This is a genomic window from Paenibacillus allorhizoplanae, from assembly GCF_927798215.1.
GTDB classification, from domain to species: Bacteria; Bacillota; Bacilli; order Paenibacillales; family NBRC-103111; genus Paenibacillus_E; species Paenibacillus_E allorhizoplanae.
The window spans coordinates 585,933-606,843 of sequence record NZ_CAKMMW010000003.1 but is presented as its reverse complement, the minus strand read 5'-3'; the positions used below and the strand labels follow the sequence as shown (position 1 = coordinate 606,843).

General features: G+C 46.3%; 14 protein-coding genes. 8 read left to right on the top strand and 6 right to left on the bottom strand.

Annotation, left to right across the window (positions count from 1 at the left end; all coding sequences use genetic code 11):
* Window positions 1-297: 297 nt before the first annotated feature.
* On the bottom strand, window positions 298-1,545 hold the full coding sequence (locus tag L6I86_RS08820; protein WP_236286285.1) for a carbohydrate-binding protein: 1,248 nt from the start codon (window positions 1,543-1,545) through the stop codon (window positions 298-300).
* A 379-nt stretch (window positions 1,546-1,924) separates the two neighbouring features.
* On the opposite strand from L6I86_RS08820, the gene L6I86_RS08815 reads away from it, so the two are divergent.
* On the top strand, window positions 1,925-3,151 hold the full coding sequence (locus tag L6I86_RS08815; protein WP_236286278.1) for a GNAT family N-acetyltransferase: 1,227 nt from the start codon (window positions 1,925-1,927) through the stop codon (window positions 3,149-3,151).
* Between the two features lie 61 nt (window positions 3,152-3,212).
* Here the strand turns inward: L6I86_RS08815 and L6I86_RS08810 are convergent, their stop codons facing one another.
* Genes L6I86_RS08810 through L6I86_RS08800 form a run of 3 tightly spaced genes read right to left on the bottom strand, consistent with a single transcriptional unit; the run spans window position 3,213 to window position 6,521 of the window.
* A complete protein-coding gene (locus L6I86_RS08810; RefSeq protein ID WP_236286276.1) occupies window positions 3,213-4,076 on the bottom strand; it encodes a transglutaminase family protein in 864 nt (287 codons plus the stop codon).
* Window positions 4,073-5,032: an alpha-E domain-containing protein gene (locus L6I86_RS08805; RefSeq protein WP_236286274.1), complete on the bottom strand. Its 960-nt coding sequence runs from the start codon at window positions 5,030-5,032 to the stop codon at window positions 4,073-4,075. The genes L6I86_RS08810 and L6I86_RS08805 overlap by 4 nt, the downstream gene beginning before the upstream one ends.
* 34 nt (window positions 5,033-5,066) lie before the next feature.
* Window positions 5,067-6,521: a circularly permuted type 2 ATP-grasp protein gene (locus L6I86_RS08800; RefSeq protein WP_236286272.1), complete on the bottom strand. Its 1,455-nt coding sequence runs from the start codon at window positions 6,519-6,521 to the stop codon at window positions 5,067-5,069.
* A 350-nt stretch (window positions 6,522-6,871) separates the two neighbouring features.
* Here L6I86_RS08800 and L6I86_RS08795 point away from each other — a divergent pair, with 350 nt between their 5' ends.
* Both L6I86_RS08795 and L6I86_RS08790 read left to right on the top strand, forming a co-directional pair.
* Window positions 6,872-9,079 (top strand): methyl-accepting chemotaxis protein, encoded by a 2,208-nt coding sequence (locus tag L6I86_RS08795; RefSeq protein ID WP_236286271.1) that lies wholly within the window; start codon window positions 6,872-6,874, stop codon window positions 9,077-9,079.
* Window positions 9,080-9,260: 181 nt separating this feature from the next.
* Window positions 9,261-9,803: a hemerythrin domain-containing protein gene (locus L6I86_RS08790; protein WP_236286270.1), complete on the top strand. Its 543-nt coding sequence runs from the start codon at window positions 9,261-9,263 to the stop codon at window positions 9,801-9,803.
* A 451-nt stretch (window positions 9,804-10,254) separates the two neighbouring features.
* Here L6I86_RS08790 and trhO read toward each other — a convergent pair whose 3' ends face one another.
* Together trhO and L6I86_RS08780 are read right to left on the bottom strand one after the other, a co-directional pair.
* A complete protein-coding gene (gene trhO, locus L6I86_RS08785) occupies window positions 10,255-11,160 on the bottom strand; it encodes an oxygen-dependent tRNA uridine(34) hydroxylase TrhO (RefSeq protein WP_236286267.1) in 906 nt (301 codons plus the stop codon).
* Window positions 11,161-11,243: 83 nt separating this feature from the next.
* Window positions 11,244-15,038, bottom strand: coding sequence for a response regulator (locus L6I86_RS08780; protein WP_236286265.1), 3,795 nt, complete (start codon window positions 15,036-15,038; stop codon window positions 11,244-11,246).
* A 160-nt stretch (window positions 15,039-15,198) separates the two neighbouring features.
* On the opposite strand from L6I86_RS08780, the gene L6I86_RS08775 reads away from it, so the two are divergent.
* The 5 genes from L6I86_RS08775 (at window position 15,199) to L6I86_RS08755 (ending at window position 20,852) form a co-directional block, all read left to right on the top strand.
* Window positions 15,199-16,905 carry a methyl-accepting chemotaxis protein gene (locus L6I86_RS08775; RefSeq protein WP_236286263.1) on the top strand — a complete coding sequence of 569 codons (1,707 nt, stop codon included), beginning with the start codon at window positions 15,199-15,201 and terminating at the stop codon, window positions 16,903-16,905.
* 116 nt (window positions 16,906-17,021) lie between these two features.
* Window positions 17,022-18,137: a stalk domain-containing protein gene (locus L6I86_RS08770; RefSeq protein ID WP_236286261.1), complete on the top strand. Its 1,116-nt coding sequence runs from the start codon at window positions 17,022-17,024 to the stop codon at window positions 18,135-18,137.
* A 138-nt stretch (window positions 18,138-18,275) separates the two neighbouring features.
* On the top strand, window positions 18,276-18,596 hold the full coding sequence (locus L6I86_RS08765; RefSeq protein WP_056624415.1) for an SPW repeat domain-containing protein: 321 nt from the start codon (window positions 18,276-18,278) through the stop codon (window positions 18,594-18,596).
* Window positions 18,597-18,789: 193 nt separating this feature from the next.
* A complete protein-coding gene (locus L6I86_RS08760) occupies window positions 18,790-19,338 on the top strand; it encodes a cysteine hydrolase family protein (protein ID WP_236286255.1) in 549 nt (182 codons plus the stop codon).
* A 53-nt stretch (window positions 19,339-19,391) separates the two neighbouring features.
* The gene (locus L6I86_RS08755; RefSeq protein ID WP_420851857.1) at window positions 19,392-20,852 is read left to right on the top strand and encodes a nicotinate phosphoribosyltransferase; all 1,461 of its coding nucleotides are present in this window, start codon (window positions 19,392-19,394) and stop codon (window positions 20,850-20,852) included.
* The last annotated feature ends 59 nt before the right edge of the window (window positions 20,853-20,911 follow it).

Below are 20,911 nucleotides of genomic sequence, written 5' to 3'. Positions count from 1 at the left end.
ATGTTGTCAGGTTAGTACAATTGGGAAGTCCGAAATTACCCAACTAATCTCATTGTCAGCACTAGCAAAACCTGATTAATCCGAATAAGCCCAACTAAATCGCCCCAAACAACTCTCGTACAAGGAGCATAGCTAAATAAGTCGGCAGAATCGGACTATTAAGCTATTTTAAAGTAAAATGCTCGGTTTAGTTTGGTGATATCGGACTATTGGAATTTAGGGAGGAGTCGAGGAGATTGGCAAAAAAAGGATAAGCCAATTGCCTAAGCAACTGGCCTATCCCTCCTTCACTTCGAATTAATATAGTTTGGTGATTTTCCACCAATTGATATCAAAACCGCCGGTCGCTGCATAGAGACCGAATTGATGTGTGCCTGCTGGGATCTGAACCTGATGGGAGACGGTTTGATAAGTGGAAAAGCTGCCGGTATTGGGAATATCGATTTGACCTAGTACGGTTCCACCGGCGTTGATGTCCAGCGAGATTTTTCCGTTATTATTTGGGGTCGCGATCCGATATTCAACCAAATACGTGCCCGCCGAGGGAATGTTCACATTGCTGAAAGCAATCCAATCTTGGCTGTCAATCGCGCCAACATTTTGGCCACCGCCCGTATCGGGTGTGGTTTCCGTGATGACGCCACTCATGGAATTATAGCTTTCTGCTTGGAACGTGCGGTTATAACAGCCGCCAACGGCGAGTTCACAGATCTCTGCTTTATTGGTGGAAACCTTGAGGTCGTCGTACCAGATATAGGAGTCATTCTGAGGTGCGAATGCAGAGGTAGCTCCGCCGAAGAACGAAGAGAAGTACGCTTTATCGACTTTATCGGTGTTTCGAACGAAGCGTAATCCTGTAATGTTGGCTGCCGAAGTGCCGTTATACCAAATTTGAATCTCACCATCTGGATTGGCATCTCCGTTCGTAACGGTGTTGACTTTGAGGCGCTGAACGATGTTTACCCATGATCCTTTCGGATAATAGATGTCGGCACCGTTGTTTTTCAAAACAGCATAGTCTCCATACTGTCCAGCATTCCCCATATGATAGTAATAGATAGCGGCTTGCCCGCCTGAACGCCATATCATCCGAGAGCTAAAACCATTGTAGCCCGTACATTCCTGCCCGCCTGAACAAGCGGCACCGCCGGCTAATCCAAGCCCTAGTTTGCCTGCATTTTCGGTCGATCCCCAACTGAAATCGCTGCTAAATCGAACCCAGTAAGATAAATAGTATTCTTGCCCAGGTGTTATGGTAAAAGGTGCTTGAGCACCAGAGTTTTGCGGGTCAATTTGGCCTTGTGGATAGAACACGCGAAGTGACTGGCCGCCAGAGTGGTTAAAATTGTAGCCGTCGATCCATGTGCGTGTGCTCATGCCAAGGTCCCAGGGGGCACTCCAACCATCGACACCCCATTGCGCTAAACTGTAAGCGCTTCCGCGTGCGGGCCGCTCAAACGTATTAACATTAGGTGCGGCGTATGCAACAACGGACCCCATCATCATGAAGAAAACAAGCACGAAGAGTAACACTTTCTTTTTCATAAAAAACCTCCTATTTGAAATAGTAAACACCTTGTTTCAGAATGAATGACATGCTGCTGCAAAATTCATGCTGATTGTTGGCCGTTCGTATCTTGCGATGTTAAACTATCACCTTCTTCCTTCGTCTGGGGAATTCTCTCCACTACGCAGAATTATGAACTCTTGCTAACTCTAAGACTCAATGGATGTCTGCGCTTCTTTATTGTAGTAGCGAAAGGCTAGGTGAACTATCGTCTGATTTTCGGAAAATAACCCTAAATACGTCTTTGAAGGTGTGTCGGGTTATCACTTTTTAAGAAAATTGATCAAAATGGGTATGTATGGATTATGTTGAATTCTCCATGTTAGAATAGAGGTAAATGGACAACTAGGAGGCACTATGGATCCCATCAGATTGTTGGAAAAAGATGATTTTCAAGACAGTCTTGCCTTGTCGGAGTTTGCTTTTCAATATACGGTTTTGCCGGAGGAGCGGGATGAAAAACTAGCTGTAATGGCATCCCAACAGACCTTGGGTTATTTTGCCCAAGATCGATTAGCAGCTAAATTAACGATTCTGGAGCTGGAAACATGGGTAAACGGCAAAGCTTTTGAGATGGGCGGTATTGCGGGTGTAGCCACTTGGCCAGAATATCGTCGGCAGGGAATGGTCGGTCAATTGTTGTCCCGTGCACTGCAAACGATGAAAGAATCTGGTCAGATTCTGTCTTTCTTGGCACCATTCGCTTTTGCTTTTTATCGCAAGTACGGATGGGAGGCATACAGCGAATACATGCGATATGAAATTGCTACCCACCAGCTGCCGAAGCCAGAAGTTGCAGAGGGCAGCACGCTCCAACGGATTGAAGCGGAACCGGCAGTGCTGAATCCGATCTATGAGGCGTACGCCAAACGTTTTAACGGCATGCTCGTGCGGACGGAGGATTGGTGGCGTAAGAGAGTTTTGGGCAGGAAGAAAGGAATCGTAACCTTATATCGAAATGCTGCTGGGGAGCCAGAGGGGTACATCATTTACCAAGTAAAAGATAAGGTGCTCACTGTGCATGAACTGATTGCCCTGACAGAGGATGCGAATCGTGGGCTATGGCGATTAATCTCCAATCATGACTCGATGATTGACAAAGTGGTATGTCAGGCGCCGTCTGGCGACCCGTTGCCTTTTGTATTGGCGGATCCTCGGATTAAGCAAGAGGTCGTTCCCTATTTTATGGCACGCATCGTCGATGCTGCGGCGTTTCTTAAGGGTTATTCATTTAACGCGGTTGTGGAAGGTGCAAGCGAGTGCAAGCCGTTTTATCTTCAGCTTAGTGATGGACATGCCGAGTGGAATAACGGGATATTCCGAATTCAACCAGGATATGGGGATGGGAATGATGTTATTAATCTAAGTGAAGAACAAACGTTCGCGATGGAGGGAGGCGGCGATAAAAAGGAAGAGCGGCATATCATCTCGTGTGATATCCAGACCTTATCCGCGCTGTTGATGGGTTACAAACGAGCATCGTTGCTGCATCGCATTGGCCGTCTGCAAGGTGACGCAGGTGAGATCTCCAGATGGGAACGATTCATTCCAGAGCGTACAACGTATCTGACGGATTTCTTTTAAAAGAGTGAAAGGCACGGATCTCGGATCCGTGCCTATTAAGCATTTTCAGACTACCGCAAGTCTATTCCACTAACTTTACATCCACGATAACTTCCAAGTCCTGTGTGCCCGAGCCGCGATAGACGCCTTTGACAGGGACGATATCATTATAGTCTCGTCCATGCCCAAGCTTGATATAGCGCCAGTTCACTTCGCAATTGTTCGTTGGGTCATACCCGAACCAGCCAGAGCCGGGGATGAGACATTCCACCCATGCGTGGGAGGCTTGCGTGAAATCCGCGCTGCCGCCTTGCAAATCACCGACGAAGTGGTAGCCACTCACGTAACGGGCTGGAATACCTTTTTCGCGGCAAATGGTGATCATGAAATGAGAGTAGTCCTGACAAACACCACGCCGCAGCTTCAACATTTCGCCTACCGTTGTCTGTACGGAGGTCGCCGAAACATCATAAGTGAAGTCCCGATTGATGGTGGTATAGATGGTTTGGAGTAGATCATATAAGGGTACGCCATCATCGACAATGGCATCGGAGTAAGCTTTCAACTCAGGTGTTAGCCCGGTATAGCTGGTTGGTAATAAGTATTCAGCGTACTCATTCTGAAAGTCATCTCCGTATCTCAAAGCTTTATCTTCATAAGAGGATCGAAGGGATACAGGATTGTTATTATTTTCGTGGGTGACAACGGTGGAGACCATCTTGATTGTGAGCTCGCGATGGAGCTTGTTGACCGTAAACGCGTGTACACGGTTGTGGAAATAGTCGGAATAGGTGAAGAAAGCCGATACAGGCTCGGTTGTGATCGCATGGTGATAACAGGACTGACGATTATCCGTTAAGGGAGTTAGCCGAATTTCATTGACACTGTCTTGTGCGGAATCGGTGTAGGAATAACGAGTAATGTGTGTGATCTCCAGCTTCTTCATGCGATAACCTCCTCCCGAGAGGGAAAAAAGACTTTGGACATCCGTACCCCCATCCCATTACAGGAGTCGAGGAGTGTTTGCAATGTCGATTCTAATTTACCTGATCTCAAATCATCTTCATCCATGCAGGCCAAATTCGCTCTCACTTTCCCTGCTAATTTGGCTAGTTTATGCACAGCGTTGGTGAGTTCAGGATCATCCAATTGAATGCCCTTGAACGAGCGCTCCAAAGACTGCATGGAGAAAGCAACGGATCGTGGGAAAGTTTCATTTAAAAGCAGAAATTTGATAATGCTATTCAAATTGACCGTATCCGCATACTCTTTTCGATACGATTCGTATCCACTGACGGATTTCAAAACCGCAAGCATGAGCGGATAGGAGGAAAAGTCTTCTTTGGCATATTCCGAACAAAGCGATTGAATTAAACGCAGCAGATTCTCAGCACGTTCTAGATAGCGCCCAGCTTCAACGAAATGCCATTCGTTCTGACGAGGCATGACGGAAGTCGCCGAGCCTTGAAACATAGATAGCGTATCCCGGATGAAGCGATAGAACAAATGAGGCGAATCATTCGTGATATCGCGGACTTCTTTTTCTTTTAGCCATAAATAGAGGCCATTCATAATATCCCATAGCTCGGAAGGCATTTTCTCCCGAATATTTCGCAGGTTAGCACGTGCGTGGTTCGTGCAGGCAAGAAGGGAGTTTGCATTATTTTTATCTAGCGTAATGTATTGAAGGACATGTTGTTCGGTAAAGCTTCCGTACTGCTCTAAGAAAACAGCACGGTCTCCGATTGTATCGATGAGCCGGCTCCAGGATTGCTTACTGCTGCCTTCCATGTCCTCACGGATATGATAATACACATCGATCAGCCTTGCGTGATTCTCTGTTCTTTCCGAATATCTACCGATCCAGAATAAAGCTTCCGCTGTTCGTCCCATCATGACCATATCCCTTGGCCTCCATTCGAATTGTAGGTTGCGTTTAGCGAACAACCCACGTATCTTTACATCCCCCTCCTTGCGAAGAATTCACAACGAGGGAGCCTTCTTTCAAAGCAACACGCGTAAGTCCGCCCGGAATCACTTGAATGTCTTCACCTGCGATGACAAAAGCCCGCAAATCAATGTGCCTTGCTGCCATTTGACCATCGATCATGACAGGTGCTCTGGATAGTTGAATCGTAGGTTGCGCGATATAGCGATCGGGGTTAGCTAGGATTTTGAGCCGGAAGTCAGCGATTTCGCTCTCAGAAGCCGTTGGCCCAATTAGCATGCCGTAGCCGCCCGATAGAGAAGTTTCCTTCACGACCATTTCATGCAAATGCGCCAGGACATGCGCTCGCTCATCAGGCCGCGAAAGAATATACGTCGGTACGTTGTTTAAAATAGGTTCTTCATTCAAGTAATATCGAATCATATCGGGCACGTAGGCATAGATGGCCTTGTCATCGGCTACACCTGTACCTGGTGCGTTCACAATGTTGATATTACCTGCGCGATAGGCGTTCATTATGCCAGCGACCCCAAGCATCGAGTTCGGATCGAAAGCGAGTGGATCTAAGAAGTCATCATCGATCCGGCGGTAGAGAACGTCAATTTGACGAAGTCCTTTGATACCGCGAATGTACACTTTGTGATCAATGACGACGAGATCGTGTCCTTCAACTAATTCTAATCCCATTTGTTGCGCGAGGAACGTGTGCTCGAAATATGCGGAGTTATAGCAGCCTGGTGTCAAAAGTCCAATGACAGGATCTGATTTGCCAGAAGGACTCAGCTTGCGCAGAGCGGTTAGAAATACGTTTAAGCTATGCTCAATATCTTGAATGGAATGACTGAAAACGAGTTCAGGGAATAAGTGCGTCATGATTGATCTGCTTTTATATAGGTATGAGAAGCCCGAAGGGGAACGGAGATTATCCTCGAGAACGAAATATTCACCCTGCTCATCTCGAATTAAATCAATCCCAGAGGCCGTAACATAGACATCGTTTGGAATCGAAAGTCGCATCATTTCGGGTCGAAAGTAACAATTGGAAAGCACCATTTTTCTAGGAATAATCCCATCCTTGAGAATGGACTGCTCATGATAAATATCTTTGAGAAACATATTGAGTGCCTTTACGCGCTGCTTGAGTCCACGTTCGAGCTTTATCCACTCTTCCTGCGGGATAATCCTAGGGATAGGATCGAAGGGAAGTGTGCGCTCTAGCGCCTCTGTCTGATCGGGACTGTAGAGGGTGAAAGTAATGCCTTCTTCCATCATCCGTTTCATCGTAGCCGTTTGACGTTTGTTTAAGTTGCCTGTCTTCATCGACATGAATTGAAGGAAGGTACTTTGGTAATGAGGGCGAACCGAGTAGGCGTTCATAAACATCTCATCAAAAAAAGGACGAGGATCATAAGGGGTAGTGACCAGATTCTCAGGTTTGGACATCGCAGCTCCCTGGTTTCATCGATATGCTTTCGGAAGCTACATGTTGCTGAGGGCCCGAAGCAGAAACCAGGCCTCCTTTCTGATCTAAGTTCTTATTTGTTAGTTTACATGACGTGATAAGCTAGAAGAGATGTGTATTTTCTTCTATTTTAAATTTTTCAGAAAATTATGTCAATATAGTCAACACATAAAAATACTGACATTCCTCATGAATTTTTTGTTAATGTTCGGAAAATTCATGAAAAATTCAGTTATTTGTCTTGATTTGCATGAAAAATCACTATAATATTGTCGAATAAGGCAAATGTAAAAGAAAGTCACATTGAATGTGATAAAAGGGGTGTTATGGTATGTTTGATTGGCTGGGGTTTAGAAAAGGTCTGCCATTGTGGTGGTCTTACCGCCTGAATCGTCATATCAAGGAAGATGTTGAGCATATTTTCGAAGGAATTGCGCACACAAGAACGGAAATTTTACGTGGCTGGGCCATCGCCTACTGGTCCAATTTGGATCGACTGCTTGAACAGTTAACGGGAACTGAAGCGTTGAAGGAGTCTGCGTCGAAGGATGCATCTCTGGTAGAAAAGCTCCTGACAGCAGCAATGAAGAGTGGAGCTGATTTCTCCGAAGTATTCATTTTGAATGAAAAGGCTGCCGTCGTATACTCCACACACAACGCGCATGTGGGAAGATCGTATGCGGCGGGAGGCGTGCTTGGGAAAGGCTTGGAAGAAACGCGCAAAGGTGTGAAATGCTTATTCGGACCTTTCTCGGACCCGCTTACGCTCCAAATCGGCCCAAGCACTTCGCCATTTCATGATGCAATGACGATCGCTTTCATTTCACCTATTATGGTAGGTGGGCAATGGAAAGGAGCCGTTTGTGGACGCGTACCGAACGATGTGCTCGGAGATCTGATTCAGCGCGAGTCGGGACATGTGTATCCCGATTCGGGTGATAACTATTTATTTATGGCGAAGCCTGGGTTAAATAAGCAAATCGTTCCTGGAACAGCGTTATCGCGAAGCCGATTCGAAGATTTGACCTTTACCCATGGCGATAATTTGAAAGACGGCGTTCGCACCGACTATGGTATCGTTGGCGTCAAGGAGCATACGGAGCTGGAGCTTGTTTTCACGGATCCTGCGACGGGACAGCTGCATCCAGGCGTAGCAGGAACAATTGCTAAGGGAAATAATCTATTCGTTGAATATCCAGGATATTCCGATTATCGTCATATTTCTGTAATTGGAAAAGGTGTGACCTTTCAGTTGCCGCATTGTTCAGACGTGTGGGGAATGATGTGTGAAGGCGATTTGGAAGAGGTTTACCGGATTCGTTCGATTGATTGGAAGATGTTCAGTCTGCAAATACGGTTTATTACGCTCATGCTGCTTGTTACCGCGGGTAGCTTCTGGCTGCTAAATGGACATGTTTCAAATGGTGTCGGCGCGGCAATTATGGTTGGTGTCAATCTACTCTTCGGTGGGATTGGTGCAAGTTTAATTAGACGCCAAGGAAGTAAGCCAATTGCTAAACAACTTGCTCAAATTAATAAATTTATTCGAATTAATGCAGAAGGTAAAGGGGATTTGACGCAGCGTCTGAAGGTTGACGAGTTCGCTGGCGATGAGACGCGGGATTTGGCCAAATGGATCAATAATATGATCGATTCCTTGGAAGGCATCATGCTGCAAGTGAAGCAAGCGGCTGCTGAGGTGCAGGTGAGCCAAGAGCGGATGAATGACTCAACAGGTTCTACGGAGCAATCAACGGGACGGATGAGTACGAAAATCCATGATATGATTCGCTCGCTGCGTGGACAGCTGAAGGATATTGATGTCGCCAAGGACGTTACGCAAAATATGAGCGGAACTTTGCGCGAACTGGAACAGAAGGCTTCAGGGCAGATTGCCGTTGCGCAGGATGAGGTTGAACGTATTGGTCAGAAGATGACCCATATATCGGCGAAGGTAGAAGAAACGAATCAAACCATTCAAACCTTCTTGCAAACGACGCAAGAAATTCCGAAGCTGCTTAAAGTAATTGAAGAAATCTCTGCGCAGACGAATCTACTGTCATTGAATGCCTCCATTGAAGCAGCGCGTGTAGGTGAGCATGGCAAAGGATTTGCCGTCGTTGCCGGAGAGATCCGCAAGTTGGCGGATTTGACGAAGAAATCAACCACGGAGATTAATGAGACGATCGAGCACATTGAACGACATGCGAATGAAGCTTTCATCTCGATGGAAGAAGGGACAAAGGTCGTTCTAGAAGGAACACAAATTGTTGCAGCGGCGTCTGAGATTCTTAGCACGGCGAATGCTCACGATACCATGAAAACGCAGGTTGTGGAGGAAGTCGTTGCTCTTATGGAGAAGATTGCAGCGGTAAGCAAAGAGAACCGTCAGATCTCAGCGGAGGTTGAGCATACTGTGAAAGAGCTTCTGCAAGACATGCATCATGTGCGTCAAACGACGGGTGATGTAGGGGCAATAACGCAATCTATGTTGCTGCTTGTGAATCAGTTTCATTTGACGGAGAGCCGTATTCGTTAAAAGGTTATTATTAGACATTCTTTCGCATGTTAACAACCCCATGCCGCATACAATGATAATGCGGTATGGGGTTTTTCTGTTTCATACAATGTGAATACTTACGTGGCAAGTTTCTAAAGAAACTTAGCGTTAATGCTTACGAAGAAAGTTTTCTTACGAAAAACTCGGAGGAGGATGTCGAATGAGTGACCGTTTGAGCATTCAAACGAATCGGGCAGATAATGTGAATCCTAGTGAATTTAGAATGCTAGCCCAGCGTTTGAAGGAGGAGCATGTGCAAATGCGTGAGCAGCTCTCCGACATTCGAACGCTAGCTGCAGCTTTGTACACCCTTGAAGATTGCTCAATTGGGATGTGTCGTCTGATCGAACTTCAGGACGGCATTCTATCCTTGGTGGAGGAGTTGGAGCAGCATTCGGAATGGGAAGAACAAGTGTTGTTCCCGAGTCTGCAATCCTATTTACATCCGACGATGGCCATCTCTGTTTCGCGGTCCATGCATGTGTTGGAGCAGGATCATGATTTGGCCAAAAGAGTCGTACAGTCATACGTCAACGGTGTCAATGCCATGAGTGTGCCGATCGACATGGACTTCGTCCATGTGATGGCTTCTGAGCTATTGACGGCTTGCCTCATTCTGCTTAAGCACTTCACGTTGGAGGAGGAGCTAGTCTATCCTCTAATTGATCGGATTATGGACCAGATCGAGGATCAGATTAGTTAGGGTAGCCAAGAGGCCCCTCCCAAGTCAATCGACTTGAGAGGGGCCTCTTCTAGTGAAAGTGATAGTGTATGTGATGGGAAGCGATGCTCCCAATAGCTCACGCGACTTTTAGCTCCGTAGGCCGCTGCAGACGCCGCTACCCCGCAAATAACGGGAAAACCTACAGCTAATTCAGACGAATTAGCTTGATTGGAGTGATTAACTGCAAAAACTCCAGCTATTTTCAACCTTCTGCTCGCTTTCCGCGACAAAGGTGAAATTTAACTGGAGTTTTTCCATTAAAATGGAAGAATCGGCCGAATCGAGCAAATTTAGATGTAGTTTTTCCATCTAACTGCGGCAAGGGCAGCATATGGAAGTGAATCGATCCGCCTAGTCTGAGCAAAGAGGGGAAATCGATCCACGCAAGGGTCGGCAATTTAACATTTCTTCGAAAAGAAGGGACCCCCCTCTATGCCTCCAACGCGCTTAACGTTTTCTCTTCGCATTCCTTGGAACAGAAGCTGTCATGCTCCTCTTCACAAGCCTCGCAGCAAATGTGCTTCAAGTGGCATAGATCGTTCGCACAGTTAATATACCGATCCTCTGCGGTTCCGCAGTGGTAGCATTTGCCCACAATGATATCTTCATCCGTGCGGTTAATCGGTACGGAGATGCGCTCATCGAACACATAGCATTTTCCATCGAATAAACGACCTTGCACCTCTTCGTCTTTGCCGTAGGTGACAATCCCACCATCCAACTGATACACGTCAGTGAAGCCTTCGTTGATCAAGAAACCAGATAATTTCTCACAACGGATGCCTCCCGTGCAGTAAGTGAGAATTGGTTTGTTTTTGAACTCCTGCAGATTGTTGCGAATCCACTCAGGGAATTCCTTGGTCGTCTCGACCTCAGGACGAATGGCGCCGCGGAAATGCCCGATATCATACTCATAATGATTACGGCCATCAAGCACGATGACATCTTCATTTTTGAGCTTCTCATAAAATTCCTTCGGCTTCAAATGTGTACCCGTAAGCTCATTCGGATTCACGTCTTCTTCAAGACGGAAGGTGACGAGCTCTTTTTTCGGACGGACAAACAGCTTTTTGAAGGCATGTCCTTCATGCTCATCAATCTTGTAAACCATATCTTTAAACAATGGCATGAGATTCATCATCGCCATGTAGGCTTCCGTTTGCTCTACGGTCCCAGAAAGGGTGCCGTTAATGCCCTCAGGAGCAATCAGAATGCGTCCTTTTACACCGAGCTTTTTGCAATAAGCCAAGTGTTCTCGCGCCAAGGCTTCGTGATCAGCAACAGCGACGAATTTATAATACAACAAGATGCGGTATGGAGCGCCATGTTCAGTCATAACAATAACCACCTATACGTATAAAATGACACACTCCATCTTGATGGAGTATACGCATATAGTGACATAAATTCGTGTTTTTTTCAATCAAGCAGCAATTTTTGGATGGTTTGATAAACGAACTGCAACTCAAACTCTACACTTTGAAGCAAATGGAACACGTCAGACAGATCTCGATCCGCTGCGTGCAGTTTCCGTTGTGCCCTCACAGAATCCTCCAACTCGCTTGCCGCGGCAAACACACGATTAGCTGAAAGGTTGCTGGAAGAACCGCGTATGCCATGAAGTAAACGAAGAGCCTCCTCAAAGTTACCTGCGTCAATGTTACCTTTTAATTGCGCCATCAGCGGGTCGGTTTGGTCTTGGAATTTACGGAGCATCTCACGATAGATATCCGTTTTTCCACCCATGCGTTGGAGTGCCTCCGCGATATCGAGTCCAGCCATCCTATGATTCTCCACTTGCAGATGAAGAGTGGATTCAATAGCTGCTCTTAACCGTTCGGGTATGATGGGCTTGGAGATCATATCACTCATACCTGCATCTATACAGGCCAGCCGATTGTCGAGCGTTGAATCCGCTGTTAAGGCAATAATCGGAATATGTGCCCATTTCGGCTCAAGACGAATGCACTTGGTCGTTTCGATCCCATCGAGCTCAGGCAAGTGAATATCCATGAGGATCAAATCAAACGTGTGATTCGCCAAATCATGCAGAGCCTCGAATCCGTTACCAGCGACTTGAATGCGACAGTTCATCATACTTTCTAGAAGAGAGCGAGCCACCGTTTGGTTAATTTCATTGTCCTCCACAATCAGAATGCGGAGTGGAGCATTACTTAAGCTGTTCAAAGGGAAAAGCGCCCAGTCCATCTCTCTATCATTCGTCATTCTCTCTGTCATTTGAGTATGAACGATATCGTTTTCAGCTTGCAGCGAAGCTAGTGTCCTGTACAAGAGGCTTCGAGAGATCGGCTTGACCAGAATGGCATCGGGTGAGGCTTCTGTAGGTAGCTGTTCAAGAGCATCTCTTCCTGATAACGAAGTGTAAATAATCGTTCTAATCCCCTGTTGTTGGCAAGCTGCCAGCATGCTTAGCCACACTTCCTCTCCATACATATCTTCTGCCTCCATATCGAGCAGTAGGAAGTCGAGAGGGATATGATCGATGACCTGGAGGGCTTCCTTCCAGGCGTACACACCCGCAGCGTCGTTGCAAATGGATTGCAAGCTTTGGACAAGTACCTTATTGAGCGTAGGATGGTCTTCTACGACGAGCATAGCCAGCGGTAAGGGATTGTACGCTTTGTTGCCAGGCAAGTAGAGCGTGAAGGTGAGAAGGACCACAAATTCGCTCCCTTTACCTTGCGTGCTGGAGACTGAGATTGAGCCGCCCATATTCTCGATAATATTTTTGGAAATAACAAGCCCAAGTCCTGTTCCTCCATATTTGCGGCTCGTCACCTCGTCACCTTGGATAAAGGGTTGGAATAAATTGGCCAACTGCTTCTCATCTATGCCAATCCCGGTATCTGTGACGCTGAAACGGAGAGTAACTTCATTCTCATGCAATTGATCGACTCCAGCGCGAAGTATGACGGTTCCTTGCTCCGTGAATTTAATCGCATTGCTGGAAAGATTCAGAAGCACCTGATAGAGTCGCAAAGAATCGCCAATCAGTCCACTAGGCACTTGGTCAGGTATATCGCAAATGAAATCCACAGGCTTATGACCTAACAGCACGCTCAAAGTTTCGCACACGCGATCGATGGTTTCATCTAGCTGAAAAGGGTGATGTTCAATCACGAGCTTATCTACTTCCAGTTTAGAAAAGTCCAGTATATCGTTGATGATATGTGAGAGCGACTGGGAGGAACGAGAGATTTTGCGTATATAATCCATCTGTAGTTCAGTCATTGCTGTTCTCTCAAGCAAGTGGGAAAGTCCAACAATCCCATTTAGAGGCGTACGTATTTCATGGCTCATTCGAGCGAGGAAAACACCCTTGGCCAAATTGGCATCATCCGCCTCCTGTTTTGCTAGGATAAGCTGTTCCTTGGCATGGACTTGTTCCGTGATATCTCTGGTGATTGCCGAGAAATACAGCTCACCATTATCGAGAGGGAAGTGGGGGACGATGATAAGTGATGCAATAATGCGTTGTTGTTTCTTGGTCATGACCTCCGCTTCGATTTCCCAGAAGCCATCTTGGATGGCTGTTTGAAGACCTTCATCGAAATTAATGTCATTCAGGATTTCAACAAACTCATGAAAATGGGTTCGTTCATAATTCGTTCCAGCTAATCCCATCAAGTGGATGCCGGCGGGATTAATATAGAAGATATAACCGTCTTGATCAAAGGTGAGAATGGCATCCCGTGCGCTTTCAACAATCGTGAACAGCCGTTCCTTTGTCTCATTACTTTCTTTAATATCACTGATATCGCGTGCAATTAAGACGTAACCTTTTAATTCGCCATTCGGATGTGTGATACAGCTAACACTCGCTTGTACATAGATACGGGTGCCGTTTTTATGGTACCAGGTCCATTCTAAATCCTCTTTCAAATGGCGCAAGGAACGAATGACGAGTGCTGTACAATCTGCGGGAATCGTCTCGCCAAGTTCTGCAGAATATTGTGCGGCTCTTTCATTCAGCTGTTTTTGATCTAACCAGATTAAGGGAGAGGCGATTTTATGTACGTCTGCAAAAGAATACCCAAGCATCTGCGTAGCTCTGCCGTTGAGATGGTTGATCGTAAAGTTCGGATCCATCACGATCATGGCGTATTGATTATGACGAATAAAAGCTTCGAACGGCTCGAAAAGCTCGCGGATATTCTCCATCATGCCATTGACAGATAAGGCAAGGGCACCTAATTCATCTTTACTATTGAATACGATGGGCTTCATGTGGAAATCACCTGCAGCAACCGCCTCGGTTACTTGGAGAATTTGTTTAATTCTTTTGATAATCAGATGGTTCGTTGTGAGGTAAATAAGGATGAAAATCATTAGCGCTGCCATGACGATTAACCCTACTGTAGACCAAAGAAGTGGACTTGCAGGGGCTTCAATGGCAGTGATTGGCATGGAATAAGCAAGGTACCAATTTATTTGAGGGATGCGTGCATAGAACCATCGTGTCTTCCTTCCGGTGAGAATGGATTCGTCGAGGTATCCTTTTCCAGTTCGTAATGCCTGTTGAAAAGCAGGACCTAATTCGGGATATTCAGTGAAAATATTCATCTTAAGAATGGTAGAAGGGTCTGTATCATATAAGATAAGTCCTTCTCGATTCACGATCAGCTGGTCTCCATTAACGAGTGGAGCTAGTAAATGTTCTTGAAAAACAGGTGTTGCATCCATAGAAACATCGATGATACTAACGACATTATGATGATCGTCAAAGATGGGCGCTGTAATCGAGATGACGTAAATGCCCTTCATTTTGCTTAGATGAGGGTCCGATATGAAGGTTTTACCTTTCAGAGCCTGCTGGAAGCGAAGTTCACCCGATATGGAGAAAGTCAATCCAGAGGTAAATTGCAAGGTGCCATCCAAACCAGAAATAGCCATGGCGTGATAGCGATTCCCATCTGTTTGCAATTCATGAGTCAGAAATTGGAGTCGTTCTTCTTGCGTACCATTTTTCATAATGCTGACCCGGCTTATAAGCTCAACTTCTGCCAAACGAATCGACAAGAAATCATATAAGTTTCGTGCGGAATTCGATACAGCGGTTAAGGATTGCTCGTTCATTTGCTGCAGTAACTTATTTCTCGAAAGTTTATAATTGGTAATCCCTACGACGGCAAGGGAGATGGATGTGATAAGAACAAGCCAGGCGACGAGTTTAAAACGCAAGGATGATGACATTTTTTTCCTCCGAGAGCTATGTAATTGTTAGGAAATCTCATAGATTCATCATGATTAGAACAGAAGAAATTTAATGATTTCAATTTATGATATATCCAACAGATCAATTACGTATACACAGATGTTCAAAATTGCGTTAAGTACATAGGGGGATTTAGGTATGCAGATGACAGTAAGGACGAAATTTATTGCGGTATTTGCGATCATCTTCTTGATGGTTGTTGGAATGAGCTATACAGCTATGAGTCGTATGGGCGCGTTAAAGGACATGAATACTAGTCTAGCAAACAACTGGATGATGGGGATTCAAGATATTGAGGAAGTTCATTATTACTCGGAGCATTTACTAACCTTGTACTATCAGAAGAAATTAGAGCCAGACGTGAAAAAACATGAACCTATAGACAATGGCATCATAGCGACGATTACACAAATCGACAAATTGTTAGGAAAATATAAGGATTCTGTGTCAAGTGAAGACGAAGGGGCACGTTTGCAAGAGCTTACTCAGAACTGGGATGGATTTAAAACGGCATTCGTTGCCAATAAACAGCTAGCAAGTGATCCAAGTAAAGTGAAGGAAGCGGCAGAGAGCCTTACAGTGATGTCGGCAGCCTTCACTAAGGCACAGAAATCGATGGCTGATATGGTTAGCTACAACCAAGAGGGCGGTCAGCAAGGTGTAGTCGACAGCACAAAGGAATACAAGAAAAGCGTCCAAATATCACTTACTGCATTGGCTGTGATGCTTGTATTCATGATTGCGACTTGTTATTTCCTCGTAAGTAACATTTCAAATCCTGTTCGAAAAGCATCACAAGCTTTAAATCGTATCTCAAAAGGTGATCTAACCGTTGAATCGATTGTCGTGAAAAATAAAGATGAAATTGGCCATCTCATCGGGGCCGTTAACCAAATGGTGAGCCATCTACGCCATTCCGTAGAGCAAATGCTGCATGCTTCGACTAGTGTGGCGGCTTCCTCTCAGCAGCTGTTTGCCAGTTCGGAGCAGAATACCTCCGCTTCACAGCATGTTGCAGTTTCGGTGCAGGATTTCGCTAATGGAGCGGATGCGCAAGCTCAAAGCTCTGTGGAGTGTGGGAGAGCTATGGAAGAAATGGCAGCGGGCATTTCCCGTATCGCCGAAACCACAGCTGATGTATCAGAACTATCCATGACGGCTACGAACATTGCCGAGCAAGGTACACATGCCATGGAACGTGTTGTGAGTAAAATACAGGCGGTCAGCACCTCCGTTGATGCAGCGAATCAGGTGATTCAGGAGCTTGAGAAGCATTCCCAAAGCATTGGTCAGATTACCACGTTAATCGGGAATATTGCATCGCAAACGAACCTACTTGCGCTGAACGCAGCGATTGAAGCTGCGCGTGCGGGGGAAAGCGGAAAGGGTTTTGCCGTAGTAGCTGGTGAGGTGCGCAAGCTATCTTCTCAAACAGATGATTCCGTTCGTGAGATCTCGGAACTCATTTCGTCCATTCAACGGGATTCCGCGCGTGCTGTTGGAGTCATGAACAACGGAAGAACAGAAGTGCAGGAAGGTCTATATGAGGTAAGCATTGCCGAGAAAGCATTCGGTCAAATCGTAACAGCTTCGCAAGAAGTAGCTAGCAAAATTCAAGAAACAGCGGCAGCTGCAGAGCAGATGGCAGCGAGTTCGGAAGAAGTAGCTGCAACCGTCGCGCAAGTTGGTTTCGTTGCTCAGCAAACCTCAGGTACAGCGCAATCCGTCGCTGCAGTTACCCAGGAACAGCTGGCATCAGCCGAAGAAATTACGGCGTCAGCCAAAAACCTTGCCGGAATTGCCACGGATTTGAATCAAGTGGTAGGTACTTTCCGTCTTTCGTAAATTATTTTTGAAAAAAATGGTCTAGGATCAGACTTTTCCGAAAGCTGGTGCGTCTAGTTATCGTGAAGGTTAAACAAGCGATACAAACACGATAACTCAGAAGGAGTGAATAGGAAATGAAAAAGAATCCTTGGAACATGTTGAAAATGGGTGTTGTTAGTTGTGCGGTGCTCGTAAGTGTGAGTGCTTCGGTACTGCCAGTTGCGAGCATTGCTTCAGCAGATTCCGTTGTACCTATATCGGCAACTACATCAGCAGTACCCGTTGTCATTAAAGAAGTGGTGCTTACCTCCAAAAGTACAGACTTAACGACCAACATCAAAGTACCACAGTTGAGCGGTATGCTGGATACGAAATACCAAGACGAACTAAATAACATTATTCTCTCCCATGCGAACAAAGATTTAGCAAGCTGGGAAAAGGATGCTGCGGAGGCAGCTGCTGCAGCCAAAGATAAGGGATATACGTATCGGCCTTATGGCCTTACGATTGTCTATACTTTGAAATCGGATGGCACAGGAAATCCTTCAGGTGTTGTTTCTCTTACCGTTACTACGTACGGAGAAACGGGCGGCACTGGCATGCCGAGAGTGGATACGTATAATGTGCTGAATGCAGCAGCTGCTCAGCGTGTAACGCTGCAGGATTTGCTTGGCGCAGACTACAAGGCCACGATTGATGCAGGTGTTATTGCCAAAATGGAGGAGGAACCGCAATATTTCTTTAAAGATCAATTTAAAGGGATCTCTTCGGAGCAAGGCTTTTATGTAGAAAAAGGAGCAGCAGTTGTTGTATTCCCGAAATATGCGATTGCAGCTGGTGTCGCTGGAAGTCCAGAATTCCGCTTCGTCTTGCCTAACGATCTGACAATTAAACCGAACCCTACTCCGCTGCCTGGTACTGACAAAGTGAAAGTGGATTTGGCACCCGTTGATGTCGAACAGAATGAGGATGGCGTTACACTTGTTCCTTTCCGTAAAGTAGCTGAAGGTTTAGGCTACACCGTGAAATGGAATCAAGATACGTATGCGGCTGAACTATCGAAAGGTGCGCAGTGGACGAGTGTGAGTGTGGGGAAAGATAGCTATTTCTTTGCCAAAATGGCGCCAGTTGCGCTAGGAGCGGCTCCGGTCATTCTAAACGATACCCTTTATGTGCCTACTAAATTTGTGTCAGACATTTTAAAGGCCGATGTGACTATTGATTCAAAAGGGATTCATATCGCACAGTAATTGAGTGAAAAACATGAATAACCAGTAAAATAAGCCTTCAATTGCCGATTTAGGTGATCTGGAGGCTTTTTTAACTAACACGTTGTTGTAAGCGTTTGCATATACTAGAACATCCCGCATGTAGGAGGTGTGATCGGTATGTATCTCAAAAATAGTTTGTCAGCACTCATGGGTCTCTGGTTTCTGATGACTCCTTGGGTGTTTGGATTTGGAGATGTAACCAATGCGCTTTTCACCTGTGCACTGTTCGGAAGTCTTCAATTCGTAAGTTCTATGCTAGCTTTAGGGAAAACGGGGAAACATATGTGGCAGAACTGGGTTTGTGTCGGCAGTGGTGTCGTTTTTATCGTATTCCCAAATGTGTATCACCTATCTTTCATGGCTTTTTTCTCTTTCGTTGCACTTGGGTTTATGACCATTCTCATTAATTACGCCAATTTGTACCCGGATTCACAATAGATTTCTTCAAATACCTATTGAAATGTGAATTTAATTATGTCATAATGAATTTATCGAAATGACAATATGAAACGCGGAAAGAAATAGGTAAGATCAAATGCCTTAGCTGTTGTTCTACAGTTAGGCTTCTCTTTTTACTAGTTGATAAAGTCGTTATAATAATATTAAATATACAATATAAGGAGTGGTGGATATGAGAGCCTTTATTCTGATTGATTATACAGTGGATTTCGTAGTAGGCAAGCTTCCTTGCGGGGACCCCGCTATTGCGATAGAAGCTCGCCTGTGTGAGCTAACCAAAAGCTTTGTTACAGAGATGGACTATGTTGTGATGGCTGTTGATTTGCATGAGGAAGGAGATCCGTTCCATCCGGAGACGCTCTTGTTCCCACCCCATAATATACGTGATACGGATGGCAGGGAGCTCTACGGTTCTTTAAAAGAAGTGCATGTAGCTCATAGAGCTGCGATTTATTGGATGGACAAAACGAGATACAGCGCATTCTGTGGGACGGATCTTGAACTACAGCTTAGAGCTAGAGGTATTCAGGAGCTTCATCTAGCTGGTGTGTGTACAGATATCTGTGTCTTACATACAGCGGTGGATGCGTATAATAAAGGCTTCTCTCTCGTCATTCATGAGGATGCGGTTGCCAGCTTTGATGCAGAAGGCCATGCGTGGGCATTGCGGCATTTTGAAAAGACGCTTGGGGCTAAAGTTGTTCGGGGTTGGAAAAATTAAGTAAAATGATAGTGTGTAAGATGAGTGGATGTAGGATGGGGAGGATGAAAACGATGAATTGGCAAACCATGGATGCGATGAATAACTTAACGCTGCATACCGATAAATATCAAATTAACATGATGTACGCCCACTGGTTACAAGGGACACATACGGAGAGAGCAGTGTTCGAGGTGTATTTCCGCAAGCTGCCTTTTGATGGGGGGTATGCGGTCTTCGCTGGGCTGGAGCGGGTGATCCATTATGTGCAAAATCTGCATTTCGGTGAAGAGGAAATCGCTTATTTACGCGAGCAAGAGGAGAACTATAAGGAAGAGTTCCTTGATGCGCTTCGTGCTTTTACGTTCAAAGGTGATATCCAAGCCGTGCCTGAGGGAACGCTTGTCTTCCCGAATGTGCCGCTTGTTCGTGTCATCGGCAGTATCTTTGAGGCGCAGCTTGTGGAGACCGCGATTCTCAACTTCGTGAACTTCCAGACGCTCATTGCGACGAAAGCCTCGCGCATGAAAGGCGTTGCTCCGCACGATGTGCTGCTGGAGTTCGGCACGCGCCGCGCCCAGGAGGCTGACGCCGCCATCTGGGGCGCAAGAGCCGCTTATATCGCGGGGTTCCACGCGACATCGAACCTAAGAGCCGGGATGCTGTTCGGCATCCCGACCAAGGGCACGCACGCGCACGCGTGGGTGCAGGCCCATGACACGGAAGCGGACGCCTTCCGTGCGTATGCCGAGGCCCTGCCCGAGCAGGTCACGCTGCTCGTGGACACCTACGACACGCTGCGCAGCGGCGTGCCGAATGCGATTGCGACGGCGCGGCAGCTCGCGAGCCGCGGCAAGCGCTTGAACGCCATTCGCCTTGACAGCGGCGATTTGGCGTATCTATCCCAGCAGGCGCGGCGCATGCTGGATGAGGCGGGCTTTCCGGAGGTGAAGATTGTGGCATCCAATGACTTGGATGAGCACATCATCGCCGGGCTGAAAGCCCAAGGGGCTAAGATCGACAGCTGGGGCATCGGCACCCAGCTGATTACTGCAGCCGACCAGCCGGCGCTAGGCGGGGTGTATAAGCTTGTTGCCCGTGAGAAGGATGGCGCACTCGTGCCGGTCATTAAGATTTCGGGCAACCCGGAGAAGGTGACGAATCCAGGCTTCAAGGAAGCCTACCGGATTATGAACTTGGCGACAGGCAAAGCGGAAGCCGACTATTTGGCCTTGCAGGATGAGGTGGATATTCGGGAAGGCCAGCGAATTAAGCTATTCGACCCCATCCATCCGTATCTGTTCAAATATATCGAGAATTATGAGGCCGTTCCGCTGTTGAAGCCAATTTTCGAAGCGGGAGAGCTAGTCTATGAATTGCCAACCTTGGATAATATTCGTGACTACCATGCTGAGCAAATGCAGACCGTTTGGCCGCAATATTTGCGGATGCTGAATCCTGAGGTATATCGCGTTAATTTGAGCGCTGCCTTGTGGCAGCTGAAAATGGATTTAATTCATGCGCATCAAGACTAAGGAGTCTTGATGCCATCAAACGCAGGATTTTGGAATACCCGACTTCGGTGGTATGATTA

Bases quoted from the DNA above. Each gene is read 5' to 3' on its own strand.
- L6I86_RS08755 (WP_420851857.1), top strand. From the start codon at position 19,392: ATGAATTGGCAAACCATGGATGCGATGAATAACTTAACGCTGCATACC.
- L6I86_RS08805 (WP_236286274.1), bottom strand. From the start codon at position 5,032: ATGGTCATGATGGGACGAACAGCGGAAGCTTTATTCTGGATCGGTAGA.
- L6I86_RS08810 (WP_236286276.1), bottom strand. From the start codon at position 4,076: ATGAAGAAGCTGGAGATCACACACATTACTCGTTATTCCTACACCGAT.
- L6I86_RS08780 (WP_236286265.1), bottom strand. From the start codon at position 15,038: ATGTCATCATCCTTGCGTTTTAAACTCGTCGCCTGGCTTGTTCTTATC.
- L6I86_RS08800 (WP_236286272.1), bottom strand. From the start codon at position 6,521: ATGTCCAAACCTGAGAATCTGGTCACTACCCCTTATGATCCTCGTCCT.
- L6I86_RS08770 (WP_236286261.1), top strand. From the start codon at position 17,022: ATGAAAAAGAATCCTTGGAACATGTTGAAAATGGGTGTTGTTAGTTGT.
- L6I86_RS08815 (WP_236286278.1), top strand. From the start codon at position 1,925: ATGGATCCCATCAGATTGTTGGAAAAAGATGATTTTCAAGACAGTCTT.
- L6I86_RS08775 (WP_236286263.1), top strand. From the start codon at position 15,199: ATGCAGATGACAGTAAGGACGAAATTTATTGCGGTATTTGCGATCATC.
- L6I86_RS08790 (WP_236286270.1), top strand. From the start codon at position 9,261: ATGAGTGACCGTTTGAGCATTCAAACGAATCGGGCAGATAATGTGAAT.
- L6I86_RS08820 (WP_236286285.1), bottom strand. From the start codon at position 1,545: ATGAAAAAGAAAGTGTTACTCTTCGTGCTTGTTTTCTTCATGATGATG.
- L6I86_RS08765 (WP_056624415.1), top strand. From the start codon at position 18,276: ATGTATCTCAAAAATAGTTTGTCAGCACTCATGGGTCTCTGGTTTCTG.
- L6I86_RS08795 (WP_236286271.1), top strand. From the start codon at position 6,872: ATGTTTGATTGGCTGGGGTTTAGAAAAGGTCTGCCATTGTGGTGGTCT.
- L6I86_RS08760 (WP_236286255.1), top strand. From the start codon at position 18,790: ATGAGAGCCTTTATTCTGATTGATTATACAGTGGATTTCGTAGTAGGC.
- trhO (WP_236286267.1), bottom strand. From the start codon at position 11,160: ATGACTGAACATGGCGCTCCATACCGCATCTTGTTGTATTATAAATTC.